The sequence below is a fragment of the Saccharothrix texasensis genome, assembly GCF_003752005.1.
Taxonomy (GTDB): domain Bacteria; phylum Actinomycetota; class Actinomycetes; order Mycobacteriales; family Pseudonocardiaceae; genus Actinosynnema; species Actinosynnema texasense.
Map to the genome: position 1 here is coordinate 3422083 of NZ_RJKM01000001.1, position 25426 is coordinate 3447508.

Sequence of the window (25426 nt, forward strand, 5' to 3'; positions counted from 1 at the left end):
CCGTGATCCGGGCCTACCGGGTCACCACGTGTCCTTGCGGAAGATCGAGCCGCCCTCGTCCGGGTCGTCGTCCACCGGCGGGCGGCGCGCGGGCGGCGGCGGCTGCTGGAACGTCTGCGGCGGGGGCGGCGGCTGCGGGTAGTTCCGCACCGGCTGCTGGAACGTCTGCGGCGGCTGCTCGTGCGGCCGGGGCCCACCCGGCGCGCCCGGTCCACCCGGTCCGGGCATCCCCGGCGCGCTCGGCAGCACCGGCGGCGTCGGGCCGAGGCCGAGCTCGGACGGGTCGATCGAGCTGTCCTCCAGCAGCGGCGCGGCCAGCGCCTGCACCTGCTTCGACGCCTCCGCCGACGCCTGGAACACCAGGTTCAGCAGGTTCGCCGCCAGTTCGCGGCCGTTGCGCAGGGCCCGTTCGTCGATGCGCAGGTCGACCAGCTGGCCGTTCGCGGTCACGGTCGCGGTCAGCAGCCCGTCACCGGACTTCCTGGTCACCCGCAGCCCGGCCAGCTGCCCCTGCAGCTCGCCCGCCTGCTGCTGCTTCTGCTCGGCGAGTTCGGTGATCCGCGCCAGCTTCTGTTCCAGGTCTTCCCGCATCGCGCCCCCGATCCGCTGTACTACTGTCTGCCGCAGGCTAGTGCACCGAACGGCGGCGCAATTCGCGATCCGGTGGAACCAGGACGTGACCGCGACCGTCCGAGTGGTCGGTATCGGGGAGGTGGCGCGATGACGGCGAAGTTCGACGTCAGGCTCGACGGCATCCTGGAGTTCGCGGGCACGTCGGTCCGCCGGGGAGACCGGTTCGACCAGGTCATGGCCGCGTTGGAGGCCGCGAAGGTCGGCCGCGAGTCGTTCGGCAAGATGCCGTCCAGCGGCGACATCCACGCCTCCTACGAGGAACGCGTGACCTCGACCATGAACGATCTCAAGGAATGCGCCGAGGCGATGCGGGACATCGCCGAATCGGTGCGCGACACCGCCGAGGACTACCAGGGCGTCGACGGTGGGATCGGCGAGATCCTCACCGACATCGTCCAGGGCCTCGAAGGGCTGACGATTCCGAAGGTGGGCGGATGAGTCCCAGCACGACCGTCGAGGTCAACAACAAGATCGAGACTTTCCTGAACGGCTGCCCCGGTCCGATCCAGGGCATCATCCGGCCGTTGCTCAACCCGTTCCTGGAGGCCATCGACTGGGTCGCGGGCGACCCGGACGACCTGATCCGCGCGGCCGACGCGTGGGAGAAGGCCGCCACCGACATCCGCTCGATCGTGTCGGACGAGGCGAGCGCGCGGCAGACCGTCAGCGGCGTGTGGCAGGGCCCGGCGGCGGACAAGTTCAACGGCAGGCTGACCGAGATCGAAGAGCAGATCGACCAGCTCGCCCAGAACGTGCAGGACACGTCCGGGATGCTGGTCGAGGCCGCCAAGGGCTGCGTCGACTCGGCGAACCTGATCATCGACCTCGTCATCGACCTGATCATGATGCTGGTGACCGACCTGCTGGTGAGCCTCGCGCTCTCGGTGGTCAGCTTCGGCGCGTCGCTGGCCGCCGGCGCCGCCGCGGCCGCCGCCAAGGCCGCGGCCACCCTCGGCAAGGTCTTCAAGATCGTGAAGAAGCTCGCCGACCTGCTGATGAAGCTGTCGAACATGCTGCGCAAGCTGGCCGAGGCCGCCAAGGCGTACAAGGCGGGGCTGAAGGCGATCAAGGCCCTGAAGAAGGCCGCGGGCACGTTCAGCAAGGAAGGCATCGCGCTCGGCGTGGCCAAGTCGATCTACACCGCGCCGGTGCGCATCCCGCTGGGCCAGGCGCTGGGCGAGTCGGTGCCGGGCGGGCCCGCGGGCGGCCTGTTCAACATGGGCAAGGACGTCTACGACTACGCCACCGACGACGACTGATGCCGCTGGTCGACGACCTGGAGGTGTGGGGGGACGACGCGCGCCGCGCGTTGGCCCCCGGTGAGGCCCTGCTCGCGATCACGTCCGTCGGCGTGGCCTACGGCGCGCGCGGCGGGGCCGAACCGGACTTCTGGACCACGCCCGCGGGCCGGCTCGCCGACCGGGTGAACCGGGCCGTGCCCGAGCCGAAGGGCTGGGTCGGCAAGGCGTTGGCCGGTGTCGGCGGGGTGGCGTTCGCGTCGCCGTCGGTGGACCTGCCGAGCGACTTCCCGGAGAGCTGGATCGGCGGGCGCACCTGCTTCGGCCCGGCCGGGTCGTCGGCCAGGCAGCTCGAAGCGGTGGCCACCGGGCACAGCTTCTTCGCCGTCACGGCGCAGCGGGTCGTCGCCCTCGTCGACGTCGACGACCGGATGCGGGTGACCTGGGCGATGCCGCGTGACGCCGTGGTGGCGGCCAGGCGCCGCCCCCGGCTGCTCGCGCGGGGACGGTTCGGCCTGGTCTTCGCCGACGGCTCGTGGATCGTGCTCGGCACGTTCGGCTCCCACGTGGGCAGCGCGCACGCCAAGCGCGTCGTCGCCGCCCTTACGGCAGGTTCGTGACCAGCTCGGCGGCCGGCACGCGGGTGCCGGTGTAGAACGGGACCTCCTCGCGCACGTGGCGACGCGCCTCCGTGCCGCGCAGGTGCCGCATGAGGTCGACGATGCGGTGCAGCTCGTCGGCCTCGAACGCCAGCATCCACTCGTAGTCGCCCAGCGCGAACGACGCGACCGTGTTCGCCCGCACGTCCGGGTAGTCCCGCGCCTCCTTGCCGTGGTCGGCGAGCATGCGGCGGCGGTCCTCCTCCGGCAGCAGGTACCACTCGTAGGACCGCACGAACGGGTACACGCACACGTACTTGCGCGCTTCCTCGCCCGCCAGGAACGCCGGGATGTGGCTGCGGTTGAACTCGGCGGGCCGGTGCAGCGCGACCTGGCTCCACACCGGGGTGGACACGCGGCCCACGGCGGTGCGGCGGAACCCGGAGTAGGCCTGCTGGACCTGCTCGATCTCCTCGGCGTGCCACCAGATCAGGTAGTCGGCGTCCGCGCGCAGGCCCGCCACGTCGTACACGCCGCGCACCACGACGCCCTTGGCCTCCAGGCCGTCCAGGTACTCCTGCGCCTCGGCGGCGGCCGGGCCGCGGTCGTCGGGCAGGCGACCGGGCTCGACCCGGAAGACCGACCACATGGTGTAGCGGATGGTGTCGTTGAGTTCGTTGTAGTTCAGGCGGGCCATGGCCCCAATCCTCTCACTCAGCGGACATCGCCGAGGACGTGAGTGGCGACACGGGCGGCCGCCGCGTCGCCCGTGGCGATGCACGCGGGGATGCCGACGCCGTGCAGCGTGGCGCCCGCCACGGCCAGGCCGGGCAGGGCGGCGACCGCGTCCTCGATGTCCCGGACGAGGTCCAGGTGGCCCACGCCGTACTGGGGCAGACCGCCACCCCATCGGGTGACTGCGGTGTCGATCGGCCGGGCCGTGACGCCGGTCAGCTCGCGCAGGTCGTGCCGGACGGCCGCGACCAGCTCGTCGTCGTCGCGCTGCACCAGGTGCGCCTCGCCGTGCCTGCCGACGCTGCCGCGCACCAGCACGGGCTCGCCGGCCAGGTGCGCCCACTTGCGGCTGGAGAAGGTGAACGCCTTCGCGGTGAACGGCACGCCGTCGGCGGCCCGCTCGTCCTCGGCCAGCAGCACGCCGGACCGCTCGGGCAGCTCCGTGCCGGGCGGCAGGGCCAGCGCGACCACCGCCATCGACGCCAGCTCGACCTCGCCGTAGCGGCGGGACGCGGCGGGCGCGACGTCGGCGAGCAGCTTGCGCGCGGCGGGCGCGGGCACGGCGAGGACCACGCCGTCCACGTCCAGGTGCGCCGGCGCGGCGGCGGAGCCGATCTCCAGCCGCCAGCCGTGCTCGCGGCGGACCAGGGCGCGCACCGGCAGGCCGAGCCGGATCTCGGCCGCGTCCGCCAGGCGGTCGACCACCGTCGACAGGCCGTCACGCAGCGTCCCGAAGACCGGCGGTCGGGCGACCCCCGGCCGGGGTGGCGCGGGGACCGCGGTCGCGGCGGCGGCCAGCAGCGACCCGACGCCCGAGTCGAGCGCGCGGGCCAGCTGCGGCATGGTGGCGCGCAGCCCGAGCACCTCGGTGCGGCCCGCGTAGACCCCGCCGAGCAGCGGTCCGACCAGGCGGTCGCCCACCTCGGGCCCGAACCGCTCGCGCAGCAGCGCGCCCACGGACACGTCCGCGCCGTCCAGCCGGATCGGCGGCAGGTCCGGTTCGGCGGCGACCCGGCGCAGGCCCTCGTGCGACAACACCTCGCGCACGGCGTCGACCGACGCGGGGACACCCATCAGGGTGTGCCCGGGGATGGGCCGCGTGTCGCCGGCGGCGTGCACGCTCGCCCGCGCGGCCGTCGGGTGGACCAGGCCGTCGGCCAGGCCCAGCTCGGTGATCAGCCCGGTGGCCTCGGGGCGGCGGTGCAGGAACGCCTCCGCGCCCACGTCGTAGGCGCGCCCGCCGACCTCGGCGGTGCGCAGCTTGCCGCCCAGCCGCTCGGCCTGCTCGACCACGGTGATCTCGGCGCGCGGACCGAGCAGCCGGCGCAGGCGGTGCGCGGCGGCGAGGCCGGAGATCCCGCCGCCGACCACCGCCACCCGCGGCGCGCTCATGCGGACCGGTGCACCAGCTCGACGGCCCGGGTGATCACGTCCGGGTCGGTGTCCGGCAGCACGCCGTGACCCAGGTTGAAGATGTGCCCGGCGGCGGCCCGGCCCTCGCGCTTGATCCGCTCGACCTCCCGCTCCAGCGCGGGCAGGCCGGCGAACAGCAGCGCCGGGTCGAGGTTGCCCTGCACCACCGGTTTCGGCAGGTCCGGCGCGGCCCGCTGCAACCGCTCGACCGCCACGTCCAGCGGTGTGCGCCAGTCGACGCCGACCACGTCCGCGCCGGCCTCGCGCATCGCGGGCAGCAGCTCGCCCGTGCCGACGCCGAAGTGGATGCGCGGCACGCCCTCGACGCTCCGCAGCACCCTGGTGGAGTGCGGCAGCACGAACTCGCGGTAGTCGCGCTCGGACAGCGCGCCCGCCCACGAGTCGAACAGCTGGACCGCCTTCACGCCCGCGCGCACCTGCACCCGCAGGAACTCGGCGGTGATGTCCGCCAGCCGGTCCAGCAGCGCGTGCCACAGGTGCGGGTCGCCGTGCATGAGGGCCTTGGTGCGCTCGTGGTGCTTGCTCGGGCCGCCCTCGACCAGGTACGAGGCCAGGGTGAACGGCGCGCCGGCGAAACCGATCAGCGGCACGTCCCCGAGCTCGGCGTTGAGCAGCCCGATCGCGTCGGCCACCGGGCGCACCTGCTCCTCGTGCAGCTCCGGGATGGCTTTGACGTCGGACTCCGTCGAGATCGGCTTGGCCACCACCGGGCCGGTGCCCGGCACGATGTCCAGGTCCACGCCGGCGGCCTTGAGCGGCACGACGATGTCGGAGAACAGGATCGCGCCGTCCACGTCGTGGCGGCGCACCGGCTGGAGGGTGATCTCGCAGACCATCCCCGGGTCCATGCAGGCGTCCAGCATCGCGGTGCCTTCGCGCAGCTTGCGGTACTCCGGCAGCGAGCGGCCCGCCTGGCGCATGAACCAGACCGGGGTGCGTGACGGCCTGCCGCCGCGCGCGGCGACGAGCAACGGGGCTTCGGTGATGTCGTTCATCTCGCCCTCCATCGTCCCACGGGCTGGGCCGGGGACGTCTTCGGGCGGCGTCTTCAGGCACGGCGTGCCGCGCTCACGTTCCGAGGTTTAGGGGCCTACAGTCCGTGGTGTGACGGAGCCCGAACTGTTCCAGCGGGCGGTGGCGACGCTGCGGTCGGTGCGAACCCGGCCCGAACTGGAGTTGACCGAGGTGCGCCCGCCGCAACGGCTGGCGCCTTGGTCCTTCGCGGTGACCGCGGAGGTGACGGGGCCGGCCGACGAGCTGTCCACGGGACGGCTGGTGCTGCTGCACGACCCGGACGGGGTCGAGGCGTGGTCGGGCGTGTTCCGGCTGGTCGCCTACGTGCGGGTGGAGCTGGACGCGGAACTGGCCGCCGACCCCCTGCTGCCCGAGGTGGGCTGGTCGTGGCTGGTGGAGGCGCTGGAGGTGGCCGAGGCGGAGTTCCTGGCGCTGGGCGGGACCGTCACGCAGACGTCGTCGGCGAGGTTCGGCGACATCGCCGGCCCGGCCCGCACGGACGACCTGGAGCTGCGCGCCTCCTGGACCGCCCGGACCGCCGACCTGGCCGCCCACGGCACGGCCTTCTTCGACGTCATGGCGACCGCCGTGGGCCTGCCCCCGGTCGGTGTGACCACGCTCCGCTGACCGGGTCCTCCTCCACCGCGCGCCCGGACGGTCGTGCGCGGGCCGCGCTCGACCACGCCCGGCTCGTGCCCGTCAGTCGTTCGCGCGGAGCACCCGCAGGGCGTTGAGGCCGGCGAGCTTGGCGCAGTCGTCCTCGCTCCACCCCCGGTCCAGCAGGGCCCCGACCAGGTCCGGGTAGCGGGAGACGTCCTCCATGCCCTCCGGCAGGGCGCGCGTCCCGTCGTAGTCGCCGCCCAGGCCGATGTGGTCGATGCCGGCCACCTCCCGGGCGTGCTCCAGGTGGGCGACGACGTCGTCCACGGTCACGCGGGGTGTCGGGCCGGCGTCCGGCCACGAGTCCGCGAACCGGTGGCGGGCGTCGAGGTCGTTGTGGTTCTCCCCCGCCGCCTCCATCGCCTCCCGGAGCCGGGCGTCCCAGTCGACGTAGGCCTGCGACAGGAAGTGCGGCACGAACGTCACCATGCACACGCCGTCGTTGTCCCTGAGGCGCGCCAGCACGTCGTCGGGCACGTTGCGGGGGTGGTCGGCGACCGCGCGGCACGACGAGTGGCTGAAGACCACCGGCCGCGCGGAGACCTCCAGGGCGTCCCGCATGGTGGACGGCGCGACGTGCGACAGGTCGACCAGCATCCCGATGCGGTTCATCTCGCGCACCACGTCGCGCCCGAAATCGGTCAGCCCGCCGTGCACCGGCTCGTCGGTCGCCGAGTCCGCCCACGGCGTGTTCTCGTTGTGGGTGAGCGTCATGTAGCGCACGCCGAGCCGCCGCAGCGCGCGCAACACGCCCAACGACCCGTTGATGCTGTGTCCGCCCTCCGCGCCGATCAGGGAGGCTATCCGCCCGTCCCGGAAGGCCCGTTCAGCCTCGTCGGCGGTGGTCGCGATGCGCAGGTGGTCGGGGTAGCGCGCGGCGAGGTCGTGCACCAGGTCGACCTGCTCCAGCACGGCGGTGACGGCTGCGTCGCCCGCCAGCCGGCAGGGCACCCAGACGGACCAGAACTGCACGCCCAACCGGCCCTCGCGCGCCCGCGCCAGGTCGGTCTGCAGGGCGGGCTGCCGGACCGTCAGGTCGACGGTTGAGACAGACGAGACCGGATCACCGGCCGTTGACTTTTCACCGAATTGCCCCGAGGCGACGAGATCGCGCAGCGCCCACGGCAGGTCGTTGTGCCCGTCGACGAGGGGCACCCGGGCCAGCAGTTCCTCGGCCCGGCCTCGACCTGTGGTGCTCGCCACCCGCAACTCCTTGATGTCGTCGTGAGAACCGCTCGCGTTACGTGCCCGATCGAGTTGTCAGCCGATCGTGTGACAGCGGGGGCCATCAGTGACAACTCATTCGGGATAGATACCCGATTGATCGTCCCGTAGACCCGCTTGGGCGGCTACGCTGCCCCAGACGACACCACTTTCGGTCGATCAGTGGCGCGGCTGATTGGCCGAAAGTCCCGGTGCCGGTCGGGGGGCACGACCGACTCCAGGGAGGTAGTGACGTGGCTGCCGTCGGCTTAGGTCAGGCCGTTCGTACCACGCCAGCCGGCACGTTGCCGGCGAACATGGTCCCGCACCCGCGGGAGGAGCTTTTTTCAGTGCTGGTGGTCGACGACCACCCACTGCTGAGGGAGGCGATATCGGCTCGGCTCACCCAGATGGGAGCCGGGACAGTGCATGAGGCGGCTTCGGTCGCGGAGGCTCGGGCGCGGGCACTCGCTACCGGACCGTGCGACCTCGCGATCCTCGATCTGGGTCTGCCGGATGGCACCGGCATCGACCTGGTCACGGAACTCCGTGCCCAGGGCTGGCCCCGCATCGTGGTCCTCGCGTCCTCCGACGACCCCTACGCGGTCAGGTCGGCCTTCCAGGCAGGCGCCCAGGCGTACCTGCTGAAGTCCGCCTCGCCGATGGTGGTCACCGACGGGGTGCGCAGGGTCCTCGACGGCGGCGTCTACGCAGACCCGAGCGTCGCGCCCGTGCTCGCCGCGGGCACGAGGGTGCCGGGCACCGACAACACGCCGCGGGAGCTTTCCGCGCGTGAGGTCGAGGTCCTGCAGCTGGTCGCCGATGGCCAGAGCAACAAGGAGATCGGCGAAGCGCTCAGCCTTTCCGCGCTCACGGTGAAGTCTCACCTGTCGCGGATCGGGCGCAAGCTGGGCACCGGTGATCGGGCTCAGATGGTGGCGCTGGCCATGCGTGCCGGCGTGATCCGCTGAGCAGGTCGGCACACTGAACCGGCCGAACACACCCGCGAGTGGTGCGTTCGTCGTAGGGTCTTCCGCCGTGGACGTACCCTCCGACGAGCCAACCGAACCAACCGGTGCTGATCCGGTGCCGCTGGTGGAACCCGCTGACGGCGTTCCACCTGTCGTCGCCGACGCACCGTCGCTCCGGCGTGCCGCTGATGCGCTCGCCGGAGCGACGGGTCCGGTTGCGGTGGACACCGAGCGAGCCTCGGGATACCGCTACTCGCAACGCGCTTACCTGGTGCAACTGCGCCGGGAAGGCGCCGGGACCGTGCTGGTCGACCCGATCGCCCTCGGCGGTCGACTCGATCCGCTGGTCGAGGCGCTGGACGGAACCGAGTGGGTGTTGCACGCGGCGTCGCAAGACCTGCCGTGCCTCGCCGAACTCGACCTTCGTCCGAGCGTGTTGTTCGACACCGAGCTGGCGGGCAGGCTGGCCGGCTTCGAACGGGTGGCGCTGGGCACGCTCGTCGAGCGGTTGTTGGGCTACCGGTTGGAGAAGGGGCACGGCGCGGCCGACTGGTCGCGCCGCCCCCTTCCCGCCGATTGGCTGAACTACGCCGCCCTCGACGTCGAACTGCTGGTCGAGCTGCGTGACGTGCTCGAACAGGAGCTCAAGCGGCAGGGGAAGCTGGAGTGGGCGCTCGAGGAGTTCGAGGCGGCCCGCACGGCGCCCCTGCCGCGTCCGCGCGCCGAACCGTGGCGCCGCACGTCGGGCATCCACCGGATCCGCAGTCCGCGACAGCTGGCCGCGGTGCGGGCGTTGTGGGAGGCGCGTGACGCGCTGGCCCGTGAGCGCGACATCGCGCCGGGCCGGGTGCTGCCGGACGCCGCGCTGGTCGACGCCGCCGTGAAGAACCCCGCCGACGAGGCCGCGCTGCTGGCGTTGCCGGTGTTCCGGGGACGGGCGCAGCGGCGGATGGCCGGCGTGTGGCTGGGCGCGTTGCAGCGTGCCGCCGCTCTGCCGCGCAACGAGCTGCCGGAGCCGTCACAGCAGCACGACGGCCCGCCACCGGCCAACCGGTGGGCGGACAAGGACCCGGCCGCGGCGGCCCGCCTGGCGGCCGCCAGGACGGCGCTGACGGCCGTGGCCGAGGCGAACACCCTGCCGGTGGAGAACCTGCTGCTGCCCGACCTCGTGCGGCGCACGTGCTGGCAGCCGCCGGCCGACACCTCACCGGAGGGCGTGGCCGCCGCCCTGCGTGAGGGCGGCGCCCGCAACTGGCAGGTCGCCCTGACCGCCACCGCCCTCTCCACCGCCCTGACCCCACCCGCCTCCTAACCCGAGAGTCGTCCCTTCACCCCGCGCGTGTCCTACGTTCGGAACGCGCGTGTCCTACGTTCGCGCACCCCGAGTTGAACACTCAGCGCAAGATCGACTGAGCTGAGTGTTCAACTCGGGTGTTCCGAACGTTGGACACGCGCGTTCTGGAGGTAGGACACGCGCGGCGTGGAGGGACGACTCTCGGCGGTCAGGGGTCGTTCGGTTGGCGGGTGCCGGACAGTTCACGGCGGGCGAGGGCGCGCACGGCGGCCATGGCCGCGTCACCCAGCACGGTCCCCACGACGACGGCCTCCAGCGCCTCGTCCTCGGATCCCGCGCCCAGCACGTACCCCAGGTCGGCCTCGGCCAGCGGCCGGGCGGCGTCGGCGTACCCGTCGAGCAGGTCCGCGAACCGCTCGTGCCCGACCTCGCGCGCCGTGGCGAGCACACCCACCAGCGCCTTGTACGCGTAGGACGTGGGACGGCACACCCACCCCTGCCGCCGCAGGAACGCCTCGACCTGCTCGTGCGCGACCTCGTCCTCGCCGCCCAGGTCCGCCGGCGCGACCGCGGCCGAGATCGTGCCCATCGCCTTGTGCAGGGACTTCTCCGGGTCGTCCAACGCGCCCAGCACCTCCCGCACGGCCGCGATCGACAGCCCTCCCAGCTCCACCATCGCCCGCACGAGCCGCAGCCGGTGCAGGTGCGCGTCGGCGTACCTGGCCTGGTTGGGGCTGGTCAGCTCTCCGGCCGGGAGCAGTCCTTCGCGCAGGTAGTACTTGATCGTCGGCACGGGCACGCCGCTGCGACGGCTCAACTCGGCGATGCGCATCGGGCACGACCCCTTCCTGGGACGGTCCTCGGTATGGATACTGTAGCTACCCGATAGTAGAAAGTGCCGCTATCCATCTTAGGAGCCGTCCGTGACCCGCTTCCTCCGCCCGCACCCACCCCTGATGCTCTTCTCCCTGCTGATGACCGCCGTCACCCTGGCCTCACTCGGCGGGCTGATCTTCGACGACCGGATTCTGGTCGGGTCCCCGATCTGGTTCAAGCCGCTCAAGTTCGGCCTCTCCCTCGCCCTCTACGGCGTCACGCTCGCCTGGATGCTCACCCTGTCCACCCGCCTGCGCCGGGTCGGCTGGTGGGCGGGCACGGTGATCGCGCTCGCCGGCACCGCCGAGATGGCCGTCATCATCGGCCAGGTGGTCCGCGGCAGGCGGAGCCACTTCAACGTCGCCACCCCGTTGGACGAGCGCCTGTGGGACCTCATGGCGGTCACCATCGTGACCCTGTGGGTGATGCACGCGGTGATCGCCGTCGTGCTGGCGCTGACCCGGTTCGCCGACCCCGCGGCGGGCGTCGCGATCCGGCTGGGACTGCTGCTGTCGCTCGTCGGCCTCGGCCTCGGCTTCCTGATGACGCCGCCCGCGCCCGGCCAGGACGACGACGGGGGCGTCATCGGCGCGCACAGCGTCGGCGTGCCCGACGGCGGCCCGCAGATGGCGTTGACGGGCTGGGCCACCACGGGCGGCGACCTGCGCGTCCCGCACTTCGTCGGCATCCACGCCTTGCAGGTCGTCCCGCTGCTGGTGGTGGCGTTCGGCCGCCGGGCCACCCCGAAGCTCGCCGGGGGCCTGACGATCGGCTACGCGGGCCTGCTGGCGCTGCTCACCTGGCAGGCGCTGCGCGGGCAGCCGCCGGCGCGCCCCGACCCGCTCACCGCGCTGGGGGCGCTGGCCGTGGCGACCTGGACCGGCGCGGTCATCGCGAAGTCCCTGCGCAGCACCGAGACGACCGACACGACCGACCACTCGAAGGAGGTCGTGCGCGCATGACCGGGTTCCTCTTCCAGCTCACGTTCTGGCTCACCGTCCCGTTCTGAGGCCTGATGATCTTCGCCCCGACGGCCCCGGTGACGAGCCGGATCGTCTCGTCACCGTTGATCGCGGTGCCGCCGCTGGTCGTCTACGCGGTTCTGGTCGCCGCGCACCTGCCGCGGTTGTGGGCGACCATGAGCAGTCCGGACCTGGACACGCTGCGGGAGTTCCTGGCCACGTCGTGGGGCGCCTCGGCGGTCTGGGCCCAGGTGATCGCGTGGGACCTGCTGATCGGCGCGTGGATGTACCGGGAGAGCCGCCGCCTGGGGCTGCACCCGCTGCTCATGGGCCCGCTGCTGGTGCTGACGGTCGTCCTGTCCCCGTTCGGGTTCGGGCTGTTCCTGGCCGTCCGGGCGGCCTGTGACCGACCCGACAGGGCGACCACGGTGGTTACCGGTCAGTAACAGGGGCTAGAGTTGTGTTACCGATCGGTAGGAGTCGCGCCCGACCGCTCGGGCGAATCGTCACCACAAGCGGAGGAGACGCCGTGGCCGCACCAGTAGCGCCGGCACGCGTTCGAAACGTGGTCTTCGTGGACGGCGTGCGCACGCCGTTCGGCAAGGCCGGCCCCAAGGGAATCTTCGCGGAGACCCGTGCCGACGACCTGGTCGTCAAGGTGATCCGCGAGCTGCTGCGCCGTCACCCCGAACTGCCGCCGGAGCGGGTCGACGAGGTGGCCATCGCCGCCACCACGCAGATCGGCGACCAGGGCCTCACCATCGGCCGCACCGCCGCGCTGCTCGCGGGCCTGCCCAAGTCGGTGCCCGGCTACGCCGTCGACCGCATGTGCGCGGGCGCGATGACGGCCGTGACGACCTCCGCCAGCGGCATCGCGTTCGGCGCGTACGACGTGGTGATCGCGGGCGGTGTCGAGCACATGGGCCGTCACCCGATGGGCGAGGGCGTCGACCCCAACCCGCGGTTCCTGTCGGACAAGATCGTGGACCCGTCCGCGCTCGTCATGGGCTCGACGGCGGAGAACCTGCACGACCGGTTCCCGCACCTGACCAAGGAGCGCACGGACGCGTTCGCGGCGGCGTCGCAGGCCAAGTACGCCGACGCGGTGAAGAACGGCAAGATCGGCCCGGAGTTCGTGCCCGTCGCGACCCGTTCGGCGGAGCACGGCTGGGGCCTGGCCACCGCCGACGAGCCGCCCCGCCCGGGCACCACGGTCGAGGACCTGGCCAAGCTGAAGACGCCGTTCCGCCCGCACGGCCGGGTCACCGCGGGCAACGCGGCCGGCCTGAACGACGGCGCGACCGGCTGCATCCTGGCCGAGGAGGAGACCGCGCGCGAGCTCGGCCTGCCGGTCGGCATGCGCCTGGTCGGCTACTCGTTCATGGGCGTCGAACCCGAGGTCATGGGCGTCGGCCCGGTGCCGGCCACCGAGAAGGCCCTCAAGCGCGCGGGCCTGTCCATCGAGGACATCGGCCTGTTCGAGATCAACGAGGCGTTCGCCGTGCAGGTGCTCGCCTTCCTCGACCACTTCGGCATCGCCGACGACGACCCGCGGGTCAACCAGTGGGGCGGCGCGATCGCCACCGGCCACCCGCTCGCGTCCTCGGGCGTGCGCCTGATGACCCAGCTGTCGCGGCAGTTCGCCGAGCGCCCCGACGTGCGCTACGGCATCACGACCATGTGCATCGGCATCGGCATGGGCGGGACCGTCATCTGGGAGAACCCGCACTGGAACGGAGAGTCCAAGTGACCGCGTTGACCGCCGACGAGGCCAAGGCCCTGTTCCCCGACGAGGTCGTGACCCACGCCCGCACCCGGTTCGTGTCGGTGCCCGGCGTCGACGGCCAGGTCGCCCTCATCACCATCGACAACGGCCACGACCACACCCGGCCGTCCACGTTCGGCCCGCAGTCGCTGGTCAGCCTGGGCGCGGCGTTCGACGAGGCCGCGGCCGCCTCCCCGGCCGCCATCGCGGTCACCGGCAAGCCGTTCGTCTTCGCCGTGGGCGCCGACCTGACGGCCGTGGAGGGCGCCTCCGAGCGCTCGCAGGCCGTGACGATCGGGCAGCTCGGGCACGACGTGTTCCGCAAGTTCACCGAGTCCTCCGTGCCGACCTTTGCGTTCGTCAACGGCGCGGTGATGGGCGGTGGCCTGGAGCTGGCGCTGTCGTGCCACTACCGGACGCTGGCGTCCAACGCGGCGGCCATCGCGCTGCCCGAGGTGTTCCTCGGCCTGTTCCCCGGCTGGGGCGGCACGCAGCTGCTGCCGAACCTGATCGGCCCGCACGACGCGGTCACCGTGATCTTCGAGAACGCGTTGAACCAGAACAAGATGCTCAACCCGAAGCAGGCGCTGGACCTGGGCATCGCGGACGTGCTGTTCGACTCCGCGGACTACCTGGAGCAGTCGCTGCTGTGGCTGGCCTCCGTGGTGCGCGGCGACGTCGTGCCCGCCCGCCGCGAGATCGACCGCGGCGCGGGCTGGGACGCGGCCGTGGCGCGGGCGAAGGCCATCGTCGACGGCAAGACCAAGGGCGCGGCGCCGGGTGCGCTCAAGGCGTTGCAGCTGCTGGAGCTGGCGCGCGCCAACGACTTGGACGCCGGGTACGCGGCGGAGACCGAGGCGCTGGCGGACGTCGTGATGAGCGACGAGCTGCGGGCCGGGCTGTACTCGTTCAACCTGGTGCAGAAGCGGGCCAAGCGGCCCGCGGGCGCGCCGGACAAGTCGCTGGCGCGCAAGGTCACCAAGGTCGGCATCGTCGGCGCGGGCCTGATGGCGTCGCAGATGGCGCTGCTGTTCGCGCGGCGGCTGGAGGTGCCGGTGGTGCTCACCGACATCGACCAGGCGCGGGTGGACAAGGGCGTCGGGTACGTGCACGGCGAGATCGACAAGCTGCTGGGCAAGAAGCGGGTGTCGCCGGACCAGGCGAACCGGCTCAAGGCCCTGGTGAGCGGCTCGTTGGACAAGGCGGCGTTCGCGGACGCGGACTTCGTCATCGAGGCCGTGTTCGAGGACCTCGGCGTGAAGCAGAAGGTGTTCGCCGAGGTCGAGGAGCACGTCTCGGCCGAGGCCGTGCTGGCGACCAACACGTCGTCGCTGTCGATCACCGAGATGGCGTCGGGCCTCAAGCACCCCGAGCGGGTCGTGGGCTTCCACTTCTTCAACCCGGTCGCGATCATGCCGCTGCTGGAGATCGTGCGCGCCGGGCAGACCGACGACGCGACCCTGGCGACCGCGTTCGCGGTGGGCAAGCAGCTGAAGAAGTCGTCCGTGCTGGTGAAGGACGCTCCGGCGTTCGTGGTGAACCGGCTGCTGACCCGCTTCATGGGCGAGGTCGTGAAGTCGATCGACGAGGGCACGCCGTTCGAGGTGGCGGACAAGGCCACCGAGCCGCTGGGCCTGCCGATGTCGCCGCTGATCCTGCTGCAGCTCGTCGGCCCGGCCGTCGCGCTGCACGTGGCGGAGACGATGAACGGCGCCTTCCCCGACCGCTTCGGCGTGTCGGAGAACATGAGGGCGTTCGTCGAGGCCGGCAAGACCGCCGTGTACCAGTGGGACTCGGCGGGCAAGCAGAGCGTCGACCCCGAGGTGCAGGCGCTGTGGTCGTTCGGCGACCAGCCGCTGACCGGTGACGAGGTCTTCGCGCGGGCGCTGGAGGCGTTGGCCGAGGAGATCCGGATCATGCTCGACGAGGGCGTGGTCGCGGAGGCGCAGGACATCGACCTGTGCATGCTCCTGGGCGCCGGCTGGCCGTTCTGGCTGGGCGGCATCACCCCCTACCTGGACCGTTCGGGCATCTCGGAGAAGGTGACGGGCAAGCGCTTCCTGGCGCCCGGCGTCGCCTCCCTGCCTGCCTAGACCCCCGGACCCCTGCGCCCCGGCTGTCGTGCGACGGCCGGGGCGCAGTGCTTTCCTGGTACCCCGATGTCCGACACCGCACCCGACCGCGCGACCCGCCTCGCCGAAGCCGTCCTCCGCGACGGCGACGACTGCACGTGGTGCCGCCGCCGGTTCGCCCGCCACGTCACCCCGACCACGGACCACTTGGTGCCGAAGGTCAAGGGCGGCCCGTCGTGGCTGGAGAACGAGGTCGCCGCCTGCCGCCGCTGCAACCGCGAACGCGGCCACTGCTCCCCCGTCGACTGGCTGGCCGAGTGCGAACGCCGCGGCTGGCACCCCGACCGGGCACGCGTGACCAGGGCTCTGGAATCCCTGTCCCGGGCCATCGGGGACCGGGGAGGCCGGCGCCGCGCCCGCCCCTACCTGGCCGCCCAACTCCGCCGCTTGAAGGACCCGGCGGGTGGACGTGACAGCGAACCCTCCGAGTCCGGCTGAACCACCCCGGCAGGAGCGCCTGTATCCGTTCGTGGTGAGGAACGTCACTTCGGAGCAGTTCCAGGTGGTGCTGGACTTCGCGCGCAACGGTCCGCTGACCACGGCCCGGGCTTCCGTGCTCACAGTCCTGCCGACCACCGCGACCCGGGCCGGCACGTAATCCCGGATTCGGCTGCACCCCGCCTCGCCATCCCGCTACAGTCCGAAGTCGATTGACTACGGATCGCAGGGGGCGACGTGGGCGAGACATTCGACTTCGGCTTCGAAGAGGGTGACGAAGAGGACCGTCGGCCACGTGGGAAGCGGGAACCCGCTCCCGACGTGGCCGACGGCCTGCGGGGGCGGGATTCCGGCGGCGTCGTGACCGTGACGGTCGACGACTCGGCCGACGTGCTGGCAGTGGCGCTGGCGGCGCGGTGGAAGCAGGCCGTCGATCCCAGGAGTCTGGGGTCGGCCGTCACGGCGGCGGTGAACGCGGCCACCATGCAGGCACTCGCGAAGCAGGTCGAGCGGCCGGTGGCGGACGAGCCGCCCGTGTCGCCGGTCCCGCGGCACGATGGTTCGCGCATCACGCCGGCCGAGGCGACGCGGCTCATGGACGCCGTCACGGCCGACCTGGAGCGATTCAAGCGACAGGTCGCCGAGGTGGTCGACCGATCGGTCACCGCCGGAAGTCGAGGCGGACACGTGCGCGGCACCGCGCAGCGCGGGCAGGTGCTCGACATCGCCGTCGACCCGACCTGGGCGCACACCGCCCGCACCAGCGAGCTGGAGCAGGAACTCCTGGAAGTGCTCCGGGCGCTTCGAGCCCGCAGCGCTCCCGCCGACCTCGCGCAAGGGCCGCACAGCCCTGCCATCGCCGAACTCATGGCACTGGTGAGTGATCCGAACACGCTGCTGCGCCGAGTGGGGTTGCTGCCATGACCGACATCTCCGTAGCGCTCGAAGCCATGCGCGCCGACGCTGCTCTCTGGACCGCCGCCTCCGAGAACCTGGAGGCGCCCCGCTCCGCGATCGGCGGACTCGCGATCACCGACGCGGAGATGTCCGAATGGGCAGCCGACCGGGGCTTGGACCGCATCTACAACGACGCCCGCCTCGCGTTGGAGGACATCCTCGCCCAGGCGGTCGAGGCGTTCCGCGGCCTCGGCGAGAGCCTGCACGCCGCCGCGAACACCTACGAGAGCGAAGAGGAAGCCAACAGGTTGGCGATGGACCGCATCCACGGCGAGGGGGGCGTGCGGTGAACCCGCTCGTGCAGCAGGTGGAGCAGAAGACGCAGGACGCCCAGCGGAACGTCGAAGAGTTCTTCGACCAGGTCGACCGTCTCCTGAGCTGGGTGCCCGCCCCGCTGGAGCACATGATCGCCCCCATCGTCCAGGGCATGCGGCTGCTGTCCGAGAAGGTGGCGGAACTCTGGGACCACGTCGGCCACCTGATCGAGCAGTGGGGCGACCCCGACCGGCTCAAGCAGGTGGGAGAGCAGTGGGTGGCGCAGGTCGGCGACGTGCTCGGTGACATCGCGGGCACCATCGGTCTCGACAAGCTCCGGACGACCGTCGAGTGGGAGGGGCGCGCGGCCCGCGCCTACCACTCCGCGGTGCCCGCCCAGTCGACCGGTCTGAACGCGGTGAAGGACGTCGCCAACCAGTTGCGCACCTCGCTGACCAGTCTGGCGAACGCGATCGAGTCCTTCCAGATGACCATGTGGTTCGCCTTGGGCGCTTTCGTGGTCGGGGCCGTCGGGGCGATCGCGAGCGCGTGCACCGTCGTGGGCACTCCGGTGGGCATCGCCGCGTTGAGCGCGGCCTGCGGCGCGGCCATCGCGCTCATCGGCACGGCCGTCTTGGCGATGAAGTCCCAGGTCAACACGATCGAGACCGAGCAGACGGCGATCATGCAGAAGATCCACGACCTCGGTTCGGACTGGGCGATGCCCGACACCGCGGCGATGGCGGACGCCAGCGCCACCGATGGTGACGAGTCGGATTGGCGGCCGGGGTCGTGATCCGACCGGCGCCGGGTCCACCGCCCTCGGCGCTCGTGTGGATCTCGGAGCCGCGTGCCCGGCACGTCCACGCTGCCTGCGCTTCGACCGGTCGGTTGTTCGCCGTCGCGAGCCTGGTGCTCGCGACGGCGATCGTGCTGCTCGGCTTGCGCCTTCCGACCGCGTACCACCCGATGAACACGATGGCGTGGATCGTCGGCGCGGCTTCGGTGCTCAGCGTGCTCTACGCCGCACTGGGCCTGACGGGGGTCCGAGCCCACCTCCACGGCGGCTACCTCGACGCGGCGGGCGCACGGCGGACGAAGCGCCTGCTGGTCGGGATGTGGGCCGCAGCGGTGGTCTTCTCGGCTCTGGCCTGCTTCGCGTTCCTCGGCACGGTCGTGAGCCAAGTCGGCAACCCCCTGCACCCGGAGGTGCGCTTCACGGTCGGGGTGTGGGCGCAACTGTGCCTGCTGGCCGCTCCCCCGGTGCTGACCGGTGTCCTGTTCTTCGTGGGTCGCCGTCTCCTGGACCCCGTTCCACCCGCTGTCCGCCAAGGCGCAGCGGTGACTCCGGCTGTGGGTGGGGCCGGGGCCACGACCTACCCGCTTCCGCCGTCGCCCCAGCGCTACGTGTGGATCACGGCGGCGCGCACGCACGAGGTCCGCAGGGCCTGCGGGCGGCTCGGCACGGCGCTGCTCACCGCCGGTGTGCTGCTCGTTCCGACGATCGTGCTGCTCGGTGACCGGCTGCCCCCGCTCTACCCGGCGCTCGGCTTCCTCAGCTGGACGTTCGCGACCATCGGCCTGGTCCAGGTGTTCGTCGCGGCCACCGTGCTGCGCGGCGCTCGCCGGCACGTGCGGGACGAACACCTCGACCTGCACGGAGCGCTGACGACGCGCAGGTCGCTCGGTGTGATCTGGGGATTCGGCCTGTTCTCCACGGTGTTCTCCGGTGTGGGCCTGGCACTGGCGCTCTCGATGCCGGCCGGCGGCCCAGCCGGAGAGGCCGTCCGCTACCCGGCCGCCGCGTGGGTGGTGCTGTCGCTCATGGTCACGCCGGGGGCACTCACGGGCATCGCGTTCTTCGCCGCCCGGCGCCTGTTCCCATCACCCGCCACCGCACGCCGGCCAGGCCCGACGGCGGGCTGAAACGGGTGCCGCCTGAAACGCGGAGGGAGGTTTGTCCTACAACGACGAACAGGGTCGCCCGAGCTGTCACCCACAGCTGGTCCAGCGCCCCTCCACGAGCTGATCGGAAACAGCTGATCACACGCGGGATCGCGCAGGTCGAGCGTGCTGTTCCACGGGGAAACAGCACGCTGAGGGCAGGCGGCAGTGTCTCTCGGTGTCCGAGGTACTAGTGCGTGCGAGTGCTCTGACCTCGCAGGCGGGTGAGGGGTGCTCACGACGCGGTGCGACGCACGATCTTCAGTGTCATGACGTCGCAACGACGAAGAGCGCGCGCCCGCCGGCCACGGCCCGACCCGGTGCGAGTCGAGGAGTTGGTCGCCCACCTCCGCGCGGACCGGGCGTGGCGGGACGAGGTGGCCAAGCGGCTCGTGTCGAGGTTGGACCAGCGGCTCGTGCGGGCGGCGCGGGCGTACGGGTGCCGGCCCATCGCGCACGTGGCGGAGGAGTTGGACAGCCAGGCGTGCGTCGACTACGGGCCCGGTGTGCCGTACCAGCTCGCGAAGGCGGTGTACGGGCAGGTGCGGTTGCGGGGTGCGGCGCGGTTGCGGCAGACGGCGCGCAGCCTGCGGGTGCTCGGCGTGTACCTGTGCGGCAACGACCTGGCCGGCTGCCCGTGCACGGAGGCGTTGGCGCGTGATCCGCAGCAAGCGCGGGTGGATCGCGTGGTGAGCGGTGCGTTGGACGGCGCGGGCTTCTAGCGGCACACGTTTGGGCGGTCACATCGATGGGCAACATCGTCACCGTGGGTGAAATCCGAATCGGCACGTCCGGCTGGCGCTATCCCGAGTGGCGCGGCGGTTTCTACCCGCGCGGATTGCAGCAACGGCTGGAATTGCAGTTCCTGTCACGGCGGCTCGACACGGTCGAGATCAACGGCTCCTTCTACGGGCTGCGCAAACCGACGGACTTCAAGTCGTGGTTCGAACGCACCCCCGAGAACTTCGTGTTCGCCGTCAAAGGACATCGGGAGATCACGCACACCAAGCGATTACGCGACGTCGCCAAGGACGTGGAGGAGTTCTTCGACTCCGGTGTCCTGGACCTCGGGCCGAAGCTCGGACCGATCCTGTGGCAGCTGCCGCCGTCGCTGCCGTGGCGGCCCGAGCGGTTCGCCTCGTTCCTGGACCTGCTGCCGGGCCCGCCGGTCCGGCACGCGATCGAGGTGCGGCACCCGAGCTGGGACACGCCCGAACTGGTGGAGGTGCTGGCGCGGCACGGCATCGCGCTCGTCGTCGCCGAGTCCGCCGGCCGTTTCCCGGAACCGCACGAGCTCACCACCGACTTCGTCTACGCCCGCCTGCACGGTGACGAGGAGCTGTACGTCAGCGCGTACTCCGACCAGGCCCTGGACCGCTGGGCGTCCCGGTTCCGCGAGTGGTCGGCCGCGCGTGACGTGTACGTCTACTTCGACAACACGATGGGCGGCGCCGCGCCGTTCGACGCCCTCGCGCTCGCCGAGCGCCTCGGCTGAGCCGGGACCGGTCCGCACCCGGGTCGGAGCCGGTCTCAGCCGAGCCGGGGCACGCGGTCCAGCACGACGCCGAAGTGCTCGGCGTAGGCGTCCAGCAGCGCGTCGTCGTCCAACTCCTCGACCGCCTTGTCACCACCGGTCGTGGTGATCAGCTTGTTCCCGGCGATGGTGACCCGCCCGGTCGCCGTGGGCAGCGAGCAGGTCGCGCCACGCCGGAACGGCGACCCCGGCCACGTCTGCTGGTACCAGCACGTGGCGCGAAACTCCTCCAGCGCGCGCGGGCGCAGTTCGAGGCGGTACTGGGGCACGCCGTCGAACAGGACGTCCACATCGCCCTCAGGCGTGTCGACCAGCCGGAACACCCCGGCGGGATCACCCTGGTCCTCCCGGCTGACCAGGTCCAACGGCCGCAGGCTGAACCGGCCGAAACCGACGTCCACCAGCAGATCGCCCACGCGCAGCGCCATGTGGTCGAACGGCGGCCCGAACCCGCCGTCCACGAACACCTTCGCCGACAGCATCTGCACGTCGTGCCCCAACGCCCTCAACAGCGCCGCGAACGCGCCGTTGAGCTCGTAGCAGAACCCACCACGCCGCCGGTCGACGACCTTGCCGACCAGCAGGTCCTCGTCGAGCACGATCTCCTCGCCCAAGTGGATGCCCAGGTTCTCGAAGGGCACCGAGGCGAGGTGCAGCTCGTGCAGCTCGACCAGGGTGTTGGCGCGCGTCGCGCCGATCCTGGCCAGGTAGGCGTCAAGCGTCCGGTCGTCCATGCGCACCAACCTGCACCATCGAGCGCGGTGGAGGTCAAGCGCGGGGTACGCCGGAGATCATCCGGGTACCCGGCGCACGTGGCTGGTGAGGTGCGGATCGGGACATCAGGGTGGGTCTACCCGACGTGGCGGGGTGCGTTCTACCCGAAGGGCCTGGTGCAGCGGCGGGAGTTGGAGCACATCTCCGGGCTCATGTCGTCGGTCGAGTTGAACGGGTCGTTCTACTCGTTGCAGCGGCCGTCGAGCTACCAGGCGTGGGCGCGGCAGACGCCGGAGGACTTCTTGTTCGCGGTCAAAGGCGGGCGGTTCATCACGCACCTCAAGCAGTTGCGGGACGTGGAGGTCCCGTTGGCGAACTTCTTCGCCTCCGGGATGCTCGCCCTCGGCCCCAAGCTCGGGCCCGTGCTGTGGCAGTTGCCCCCGTCGACGGCTTATGACCCGGACCGCCTCACCACGTTCTTCAACCTCCTGCCCCGCACGACGACCGCCGCGGCCGAGCTCGCCGAACGGCACGACGAACGCCTGTCCCCCGACCGCGCCTGGACCACCACCGACGCCGACCGGCCCCTGCGGCACGCGCTGGAGGTCCGGCACCCCACGTTCCTGGTGCCGGAGTTCCTCGACCTGCTCCGCGCGCACGGCATCGCGCTCGTCGTCTCCCACTCCGCCGGCCGGTTCCCGTACCTCGAAGACGTCACGGCGGACTTCGCCTACGTCCGGCTGCACGGCAACCAGGCCTTGTACGTCGGCAGCTACACCGACGACGAGCTGGACGAGTGGTCGGCGAAGATCCGCGGGTGGGCCGCCGAGCACGACGTCCACGTCTACTTCGACAACGACACGGACGCCGCCGCCCCGCACGACGCCCTCCGCCTCGCCGCTCACCTCGCCCGGCCCAAACCCCAGCGGGCCCACACGATGAGGTGAACGACGGCCTCCGCGCCGCCACGCCGCCGCCGGCCGCAGCACTCTGGTGCGGTGGAGGTGATCCGAATGACGACCCGCACCCTCGTGACCGCGCTGGCCCTCACCGCCGGCGCCCTGACGTCGAGCGGCACCGCCGCGGCGCACCAACCGGGCCCCGCGTGCGACCGGGGCGAGTTCTGCGTGTGGTCGGCCGCCGGCTACAGCGGTGACTCCCACCGCCTCGACCTGGAGTCGGCGAACCCCCGCGAGTGCATCCCGCTGCCCGACGGTTTCGTGGCGCGGTCGTTCGTGAACAACCTGACCCGGGACACGTCCGTCTACCAGCGCGAAACGTGCTCGACCGAGGCCGAGTTCACCACCTACCCGGGCAAGGGCACGTACGTCCCGGACGCGCCGTTCGTGGTCCGGGCGATCCAGGTCTGGGAGCCGTGAACGAGCCCGTCCCCATGATCACGCACCACGCCTGACCGGCAACGTCCTGTCACAAGAACCTGCTGACCAGCACACACGAGGTCGTTCCGACCGGATCGGTAGAACCGTGAGCTACCCGCCGCCGCCCCTGCCACCGCGCTACCTGTGGGTTCCGGCGCCGCGCGCGCACCGGATCCGCGCGACGTGCCGGCGGGTCGCCGTGCTGCTGATCACCGCCTGCCTCGCGCTGATCCCGCTGCTGGCCGTGTTCGGCGGGCGGCTGCCCCGCGTGCACCCGGCGCTCGGCGTCTTCAGCTGGGCCCTCGTCGGCAGCAGCATGCTCATGGTGGTCCTGACGGGCGTCTTCCTGTTCGCCGCCCGCCGTCACGTGTCGACCGAGCACCTCGACCTCCAAGAGGTCGGTGAGCTGCGGTCGGGGATCGTCGTGGCGTGGACGTCGTCGCTGTTCATGACCACGTTCGCGTTCGTCGGCCTGTCCCTGGGACTGTCCCGGGGCCTGTCGTCGGCGCCGCTCGACCGGGACGGGCGCGACCTCTCCTGGCCTGCTGTGTGGGTGCTGGTGCTCCTGCTGGCCACACCCCTGGCGCTCACCACCATCGCCCTGGTCACGGGTCGCCGGTTGTTCAGGCCGCCGACCACCAGGGCGTGACCTGGGGGCGTCAGCCCGCCGGGACGCCGATGGCCAGCACAGCGGTGTCGTCCTCGACGCCCTTGCCGAGCCGCTCCAGCAGACCCACGAGCGCGTCGACGGCGCCCGCCGCGGACACCGGGGTGAGCGTGGCCGCGAACGCCAGCAGCTGCTCCTCGCTGTACCGGGTGTCGCCGCCGGTCCTGGCTTCGATCAGCCCGTCCGTGTACAGCACGAACGTGTCACCGGCGGCCAGGCGGACGGTCGTGGTGGCGATCCGCGCGTCGGGCAGGATCCCGATCAGCTGGCCACCGGGCATCGTCACCTCCGTCACCGTGCCGTCCGCCCGCAGCAGCAGGCCGGGCGGGTGGCCGCCGGCGGCCAGGGTGAGCGAGACACCGTCCTCCTCGACGGTCAGCACGCCGAACGTCACCGTGCAGAACCGCGTCCCCGGCTCCTGGTTGAGCACGGTGTTCAGGTTGGTCAGCACCGTGGCCGGGTCCGGGTCGTACACGGCCGCCGAACGCAGCGTGTAGCGGGTCAGGGACGTCACCGCGGCCGCGTTCGCACCCTTGCCGCACACGTCGCCGAGGAACAACGCCCACCGCCCGTCGGCGAGCGGGAACAGGTCGTAGAAGTCGCCGCCCACCTCGAACGGCGACGCGTGGTGGTAGTGCGTCGCGGTCTCCACGCCCGGCACGGCGGGCAGCACCGGCGGCAGCAGGGTGCGCTGCAACGTCGTGGCGAGCTGCCGGATCTCGTCGCGTTCCCGCTCGGCCGCCTGCGTGGCGCGCAGCAGCTCCCGTTCGTAGGCGCGGCGGTCGCTGGCGTCGAACACCGTGGTGCGGATCAGCAGCGGTTCACCGTCACCGCCGGTCTTCACGGTGGAGTTCACCAGCACCGGCAGCCGGGTGCCGTCGGCGGCGACCATCTCCAGCGCCACCCCGCCGATCCGGCCCTGCATCCGCAGCAGCGGCGCGAAGTGCGTCTCGTGGTAGAGCCTGCCGCCGACGCTGAGCAGGTCCGCGAACCGCCGCCGACCCACCAGCTGCTCGCGCGAGTACCCCAGCCAGCGCAGCAGCGTCCCGTTCACCTTCGCGATCTGCCCGTCCAGCATGGTGGACAGGTAGCCGCACGGCGCGTTCTCGTAGAGGTCTTCCTCGCTGTCTTCCAGCATCGCCGAGAACGCCTCGCGGTCGCACATCACGCGGCGGCCTCCACGAGATCGGCGACCGCGAGATCGGCGACCGCGAAGCCGTGCGAGAGCATCACGACGGGGCCGTCGGCGTCGCCGGTCACGACCGCGTCGCCCCTGCTGTTCACGTCCACGCCCACCATCGTGTCACTTTTGCGGGCGCGCACAGGCCGACAGGATTGTCGGTGGTCGGGGTTACCGTGCCGGCATGAGGATGTCGACCGCCACCGAGCTGACCGCCGAGCACCACGCCCAGCTGGCCGAGCTGGGCCTGCGCACCGACCACCTGGACGAGGCGATCTGGGCCGGGGTCGACGCCCGGGCCTCCGCGCCGCCGCTCGGGCCGACGAACGGCGCCGGCCTGCTCGACTGGATCCACCGGGTCGGCAGACTCCGCGAGGTCCTCGTGGCCGAGGGGTGGACGCGCGTCGACAAGTGGAACGCGGGCCTCGTCCAGCACCCCACCAAACCGGTCGTGCTCGGCACGCTCCAAGGCAACCGCCACACCGGCACACCCGGCGCTCCCCTGCGCAGCGACTACGCCAAGGGCCCGGCCATCGCCGCCATGATGCGCGGCAACGACCGGGACCAGTTCACCCTCTTCGACTCGCTGCACGCGCACGAGTGGAAGCTGTGGTTCCTGGTCACCTACCCGCAGCAGGAAGGTGAACGGCTGGTCGTGCTGCGCGAGGTGGCGCAGCCGGAACCCACGCCGCAGGGCCAGGTCGTGGACCGGTGGGCGCACCGGATCACGTTGCCGCCGCTGGTGTTCGGCCCGCTGCCCGCGCCACGCGACCCGCACGGCCCGGACGGCCCCGACGAGGTGGACGTCACCGTCACGCCGCGCCGGTAGGCGGGTGCGAGAA

General features: G+C 71.9%; 31 protein-coding genes. 22 read left to right on the forward strand and 9 right to left on the reverse strand.

Annotated features, from left to right (window positions below):
* Nucleotides 1-21: 21 nt before the first annotated feature.
* Complete coding sequence (locus EDD40_RS44365) at nucleotides 22-591, reverse strand: YbaB/EbfC family nucleoid-associated protein (protein WP_123743269.1); 570 nt, start codon at nucleotides 589-591, stop codon at nucleotides 22-24.
* A 129-nt stretch (nucleotides 592-720) separates the two neighbouring features.
* On the opposite strand from EDD40_RS44365, the gene EDD40_RS41690 reads away from it, so the two are divergent.
* From EDD40_RS41690 to EDD40_RS13850, 3 genes are read left to right on the forward strand one after another with little or no spacing between them, the layout of a single operon-like run.
* Nucleotides 721-1071: a hypothetical protein gene (locus EDD40_RS41690; RefSeq protein WP_170185069.1), complete on the forward strand. Its 351-nt coding sequence runs from the start codon at nucleotides 721-723 to the stop codon at nucleotides 1069-1071.
* A complete protein-coding gene (locus EDD40_RS13845) occupies nucleotides 1068-1892 on the forward strand; it encodes a WXG100 family type VII secretion target (protein WP_170185070.1) in 825 nt (274 codons plus the stop codon). The genes EDD40_RS41690 and EDD40_RS13845 overlap by 4 nt, the downstream gene beginning before the upstream one ends.
* Nucleotides 1892-2491, forward strand: a complete 600-nt coding sequence (locus EDD40_RS13850) for a hypothetical protein (RefSeq protein WP_123743271.1) — start codon at nucleotides 1892-1894, stop codon at nucleotides 2489-2491. Before EDD40_RS13845 ends, EDD40_RS13850 begins: the two co-directional genes overlap by 1 nt.
* On the opposite strand, the gene hemQ is transcribed toward EDD40_RS13850, so the two are convergent.
* Genes hemQ through hemE form a run of 3 tightly spaced genes read right to left on the reverse strand, consistent with a single transcriptional unit; the run spans nucleotide 2475 to nucleotide 5646 of the window.
* Complete coding sequence (hemQ, locus tag EDD40_RS13855) at nucleotides 2475-3167, reverse strand: hydrogen peroxide-dependent heme synthase (protein WP_123743272.1); 693 nt, start codon at nucleotides 3165-3167, stop codon at nucleotides 2475-2477. The two genes, EDD40_RS13850 and hemQ, sit on opposite strands and share 17 nt — an antisense overlap.
* A gap of 17 nt (nucleotides 3168-3184) precedes the next feature.
* Nucleotides 3185-4597, reverse strand: coding sequence for a protoporphyrinogen oxidase (gene hemG / locus EDD40_RS13860; RefSeq protein WP_123743273.1), 1413 nt, complete (start codon nucleotides 4595-4597; stop codon nucleotides 3185-3187).
* On the reverse strand, nucleotides 4594-5646 hold the full coding sequence (gene hemE, locus EDD40_RS13865) for a uroporphyrinogen decarboxylase (RefSeq protein ID WP_123743274.1): 1053 nt from the start codon (nucleotides 5644-5646) through the stop codon (nucleotides 4594-4596). Before hemE ends, hemG begins: the two co-directional genes overlap by 4 nt.
* A gap of 97 nt (nucleotides 5647-5743) precedes the next feature.
* On the opposite strand from hemE, the gene EDD40_RS13870 reads away from it, so the two are divergent.
* Nucleotides 5744-6280, forward strand: a complete 537-nt coding sequence (locus EDD40_RS13870; protein WP_123743275.1) for a DUF3000 domain-containing protein — start codon at nucleotides 5744-5746, stop codon at nucleotides 6278-6280.
* A gap of 72 nt (nucleotides 6281-6352) precedes the next feature.
* Here EDD40_RS13870 and EDD40_RS13875 read toward each other — a convergent pair whose 3' ends face one another.
* Nucleotides 6353-7516, reverse strand: a complete 1164-nt coding sequence (locus EDD40_RS13875) for a dipeptidase (protein WP_123743276.1) — start codon at nucleotides 7514-7516, stop codon at nucleotides 6353-6355.
* A 254-nt stretch (nucleotides 7517-7770) separates the two neighbouring features.
* On the opposite strand from EDD40_RS13875, the gene EDD40_RS13880 reads away from it, so the two are divergent.
* Both EDD40_RS13880 and EDD40_RS13885 read left to right on the forward strand, forming a co-directional pair.
* Complete coding sequence (locus EDD40_RS13880) at nucleotides 7771-8487, forward strand: response regulator (RefSeq protein ID WP_053718177.1); 717 nt, start codon at nucleotides 7771-7773, stop codon at nucleotides 8485-8487.
* 67 nt (nucleotides 8488-8554) lie between these two features.
* On the forward strand, nucleotides 8555-9799 hold the full coding sequence (locus EDD40_RS13885) for a ribonuclease D (RefSeq protein WP_123743277.1): 1245 nt from the start codon (nucleotides 8555-8557) through the stop codon (nucleotides 9797-9799).
* A gap of 190 nt (nucleotides 9800-9989) precedes the next feature.
* Here the strand turns inward: EDD40_RS13885 and EDD40_RS13890 are convergent, their stop codons facing one another.
* The gene (locus EDD40_RS13890) at nucleotides 9990-10613 is read right to left on the reverse strand and encodes a MerR family transcriptional regulator (protein ID WP_123743278.1); all 624 of its coding nucleotides are present in this window, start codon (nucleotides 10611-10613) and stop codon (nucleotides 9990-9992) included.
* 91 nt (nucleotides 10614-10704) lie between these two features.
* Here EDD40_RS13890 and EDD40_RS13895 point away from each other — a divergent pair, with 91 nt between their 5' ends.
* The 12 genes from EDD40_RS13895 (at nucleotide 10705) to EDD40_RS13945 (ending at nucleotide 20605) form a co-directional block, all read left to right on the forward strand.
* Nucleotides 10705-11619: a hypothetical protein gene (locus EDD40_RS13895; protein WP_148088797.1), complete on the forward strand. Its 915-nt coding sequence runs from the start codon at nucleotides 10705-10707 to the stop codon at nucleotides 11617-11619.
* A gap of 53 nt (nucleotides 11620-11672) precedes the next feature.
* The gene (locus EDD40_RS13900) at nucleotides 11673-12065 is read left to right on the forward strand and encodes an ABA4-like family protein (protein ID WP_246037656.1); all 393 of its coding nucleotides are present in this window, start codon (nucleotides 11673-11675) and stop codon (nucleotides 12063-12065) included.
* Nucleotides 12066-12148: 83 nt separating this feature from the next.
* Entirely contained in the window at nucleotides 12149-13369 is a 1221-nt protein-coding gene (locus EDD40_RS13905) for a thiolase family protein (RefSeq protein WP_123743280.1), read from the forward strand.
* Nucleotides 13366-15477 carry a 3-hydroxyacyl-CoA dehydrogenase NAD-binding domain-containing protein gene (locus EDD40_RS13910; protein ID WP_170185071.1) on the forward strand — a complete coding sequence of 704 codons (2112 nt, stop codon included), beginning with the start codon at nucleotides 13366-13368 and terminating at the stop codon, nucleotides 15475-15477. Before EDD40_RS13905 ends, EDD40_RS13910 begins: the two co-directional genes overlap by 4 nt.
* Nucleotides 15478-15543: 66 nt before the next feature.
* Nucleotides 15544-15954: an HNH endonuclease gene (locus EDD40_RS13915; RefSeq protein WP_123743281.1), complete on the forward strand. Its 411-nt coding sequence runs from the start codon at nucleotides 15544-15546 to the stop codon at nucleotides 15952-15954.
* Nucleotides 15955-15988: 34 nt separating this feature from the next.
* Nucleotides 15989-16114, forward strand: a complete 126-nt coding sequence (locus EDD40_RS44370) for a hypothetical protein (protein ID WP_281277786.1) — start codon at nucleotides 15989-15991, stop codon at nucleotides 16112-16114.
* Between the two features lie 161 nt (nucleotides 16115-16275).
* Entirely contained in the window at nucleotides 16276-16878 is a 603-nt protein-coding gene (locus EDD40_RS13920) for a YbaB/EbfC family nucleoid-associated protein (RefSeq protein WP_148088798.1), read from the forward strand.
* Nucleotides 16875-17201 carry a hypothetical protein gene (locus tag EDD40_RS13925; RefSeq protein WP_123743283.1) on the forward strand — a complete coding sequence of 109 codons (327 nt, stop codon included), beginning with the start codon at nucleotides 16875-16877 and terminating at the stop codon, nucleotides 17199-17201. Before EDD40_RS13920 ends, EDD40_RS13925 begins: the two co-directional genes overlap by 4 nt.
* The gene (locus EDD40_RS13930) at nucleotides 17198-17962 is read left to right on the forward strand and encodes a hypothetical protein (protein ID WP_123743284.1); all 765 of its coding nucleotides are present in this window, start codon (nucleotides 17198-17200) and stop codon (nucleotides 17960-17962) included. The genes EDD40_RS13925 and EDD40_RS13930 overlap by 4 nt, the downstream gene beginning before the upstream one ends.
* A 95-nt stretch (nucleotides 17963-18057) precedes the next feature.
* The gene (locus EDD40_RS13935) at nucleotides 18058-19092 is read left to right on the forward strand and encodes a hypothetical protein (protein WP_148088799.1); all 1035 of its coding nucleotides are present in this window, start codon (nucleotides 18058-18060) and stop codon (nucleotides 19090-19092) included.
* A 338-nt stretch (nucleotides 19093-19430) separates the two neighbouring features.
* A complete protein-coding gene (locus EDD40_RS13940) occupies nucleotides 19431-19832 on the forward strand; it encodes a hypothetical protein (protein ID WP_246037657.1) in 402 nt (133 codons plus the stop codon).
* 35 nt (nucleotides 19833-19867) lie between these two features.
* Entirely contained in the window at nucleotides 19868-20605 is a 738-nt protein-coding gene (locus EDD40_RS13945; protein WP_123748007.1) for a DUF72 domain-containing protein, read from the forward strand.
* Nucleotides 20606-20640: 35 nt separating this feature from the next.
* Here the strand turns inward: EDD40_RS13945 and EDD40_RS13950 are convergent, their stop codons facing one another.
* A complete protein-coding gene (locus tag EDD40_RS13950) occupies nucleotides 20641-21378 on the reverse strand; it encodes an arylamine N-acetyltransferase family protein (protein ID WP_123743287.1) in 738 nt (245 codons plus the stop codon).
* A 78-nt stretch (nucleotides 21379-21456) separates the two neighbouring features.
* On the opposite strand from EDD40_RS13950, the gene EDD40_RS13955 reads away from it, so the two are divergent.
* From EDD40_RS13955 to EDD40_RS13965, 3 genes are all read left to right on the forward strand, one after another.
* Nucleotides 21457-22305 carry a DUF72 domain-containing protein gene (locus EDD40_RS13955; RefSeq protein ID WP_123743288.1) on the forward strand — a complete coding sequence of 283 codons (849 nt, stop codon included), beginning with the start codon at nucleotides 21457-21459 and terminating at the stop codon, nucleotides 22303-22305.
* A 66-nt stretch (nucleotides 22306-22371) separates the two neighbouring features.
* The gene (locus EDD40_RS13960; RefSeq protein ID WP_123743289.1) at nucleotides 22372-22737 is read left to right on the forward strand and encodes a peptidase inhibitor family I36 protein; all 366 of its coding nucleotides are present in this window, start codon (nucleotides 22372-22374) and stop codon (nucleotides 22735-22737) included.
* Nucleotides 22738-22843: 106 nt separating this feature from the next.
* Nucleotides 22844-23386 carry a hypothetical protein gene (locus EDD40_RS13965; protein WP_123743290.1) on the forward strand — a complete coding sequence of 181 codons (543 nt, stop codon included), beginning with the start codon at nucleotides 22844-22846 and terminating at the stop codon, nucleotides 23384-23386.
* A gap of 10 nt (nucleotides 23387-23396) precedes the next feature.
* On the opposite strand, the gene EDD40_RS13970 is transcribed toward EDD40_RS13965, so the two are convergent.
* The gene (locus EDD40_RS13970; protein ID WP_123748008.1) at nucleotides 23397-24569 is read right to left on the reverse strand and encodes a PP2C family protein-serine/threonine phosphatase; all 1173 of its coding nucleotides are present in this window, start codon (nucleotides 24567-24569) and stop codon (nucleotides 23397-23399) included.
* The gene (locus EDD40_RS44375; protein ID WP_281277787.1) at nucleotides 24569-24694 is read right to left on the reverse strand and encodes a hypothetical protein; all 126 of its coding nucleotides are present in this window, start codon (nucleotides 24692-24694) and stop codon (nucleotides 24569-24571) included. The genes EDD40_RS13970 and EDD40_RS44375 overlap by 1 nt, the downstream gene beginning before the upstream one ends.
* A 74-nt stretch (nucleotides 24695-24768) precedes the next feature.
* On the opposite strand from EDD40_RS44375, the gene EDD40_RS13975 reads away from it, so the two are divergent.
* Complete coding sequence (locus EDD40_RS13975; protein ID WP_148088800.1) at nucleotides 24769-25413, forward strand: hypothetical protein; 645 nt, start codon at nucleotides 24769-24771, stop codon at nucleotides 25411-25413.
* Nucleotides 25414-25426 lie beyond the last annotated feature (13 nt).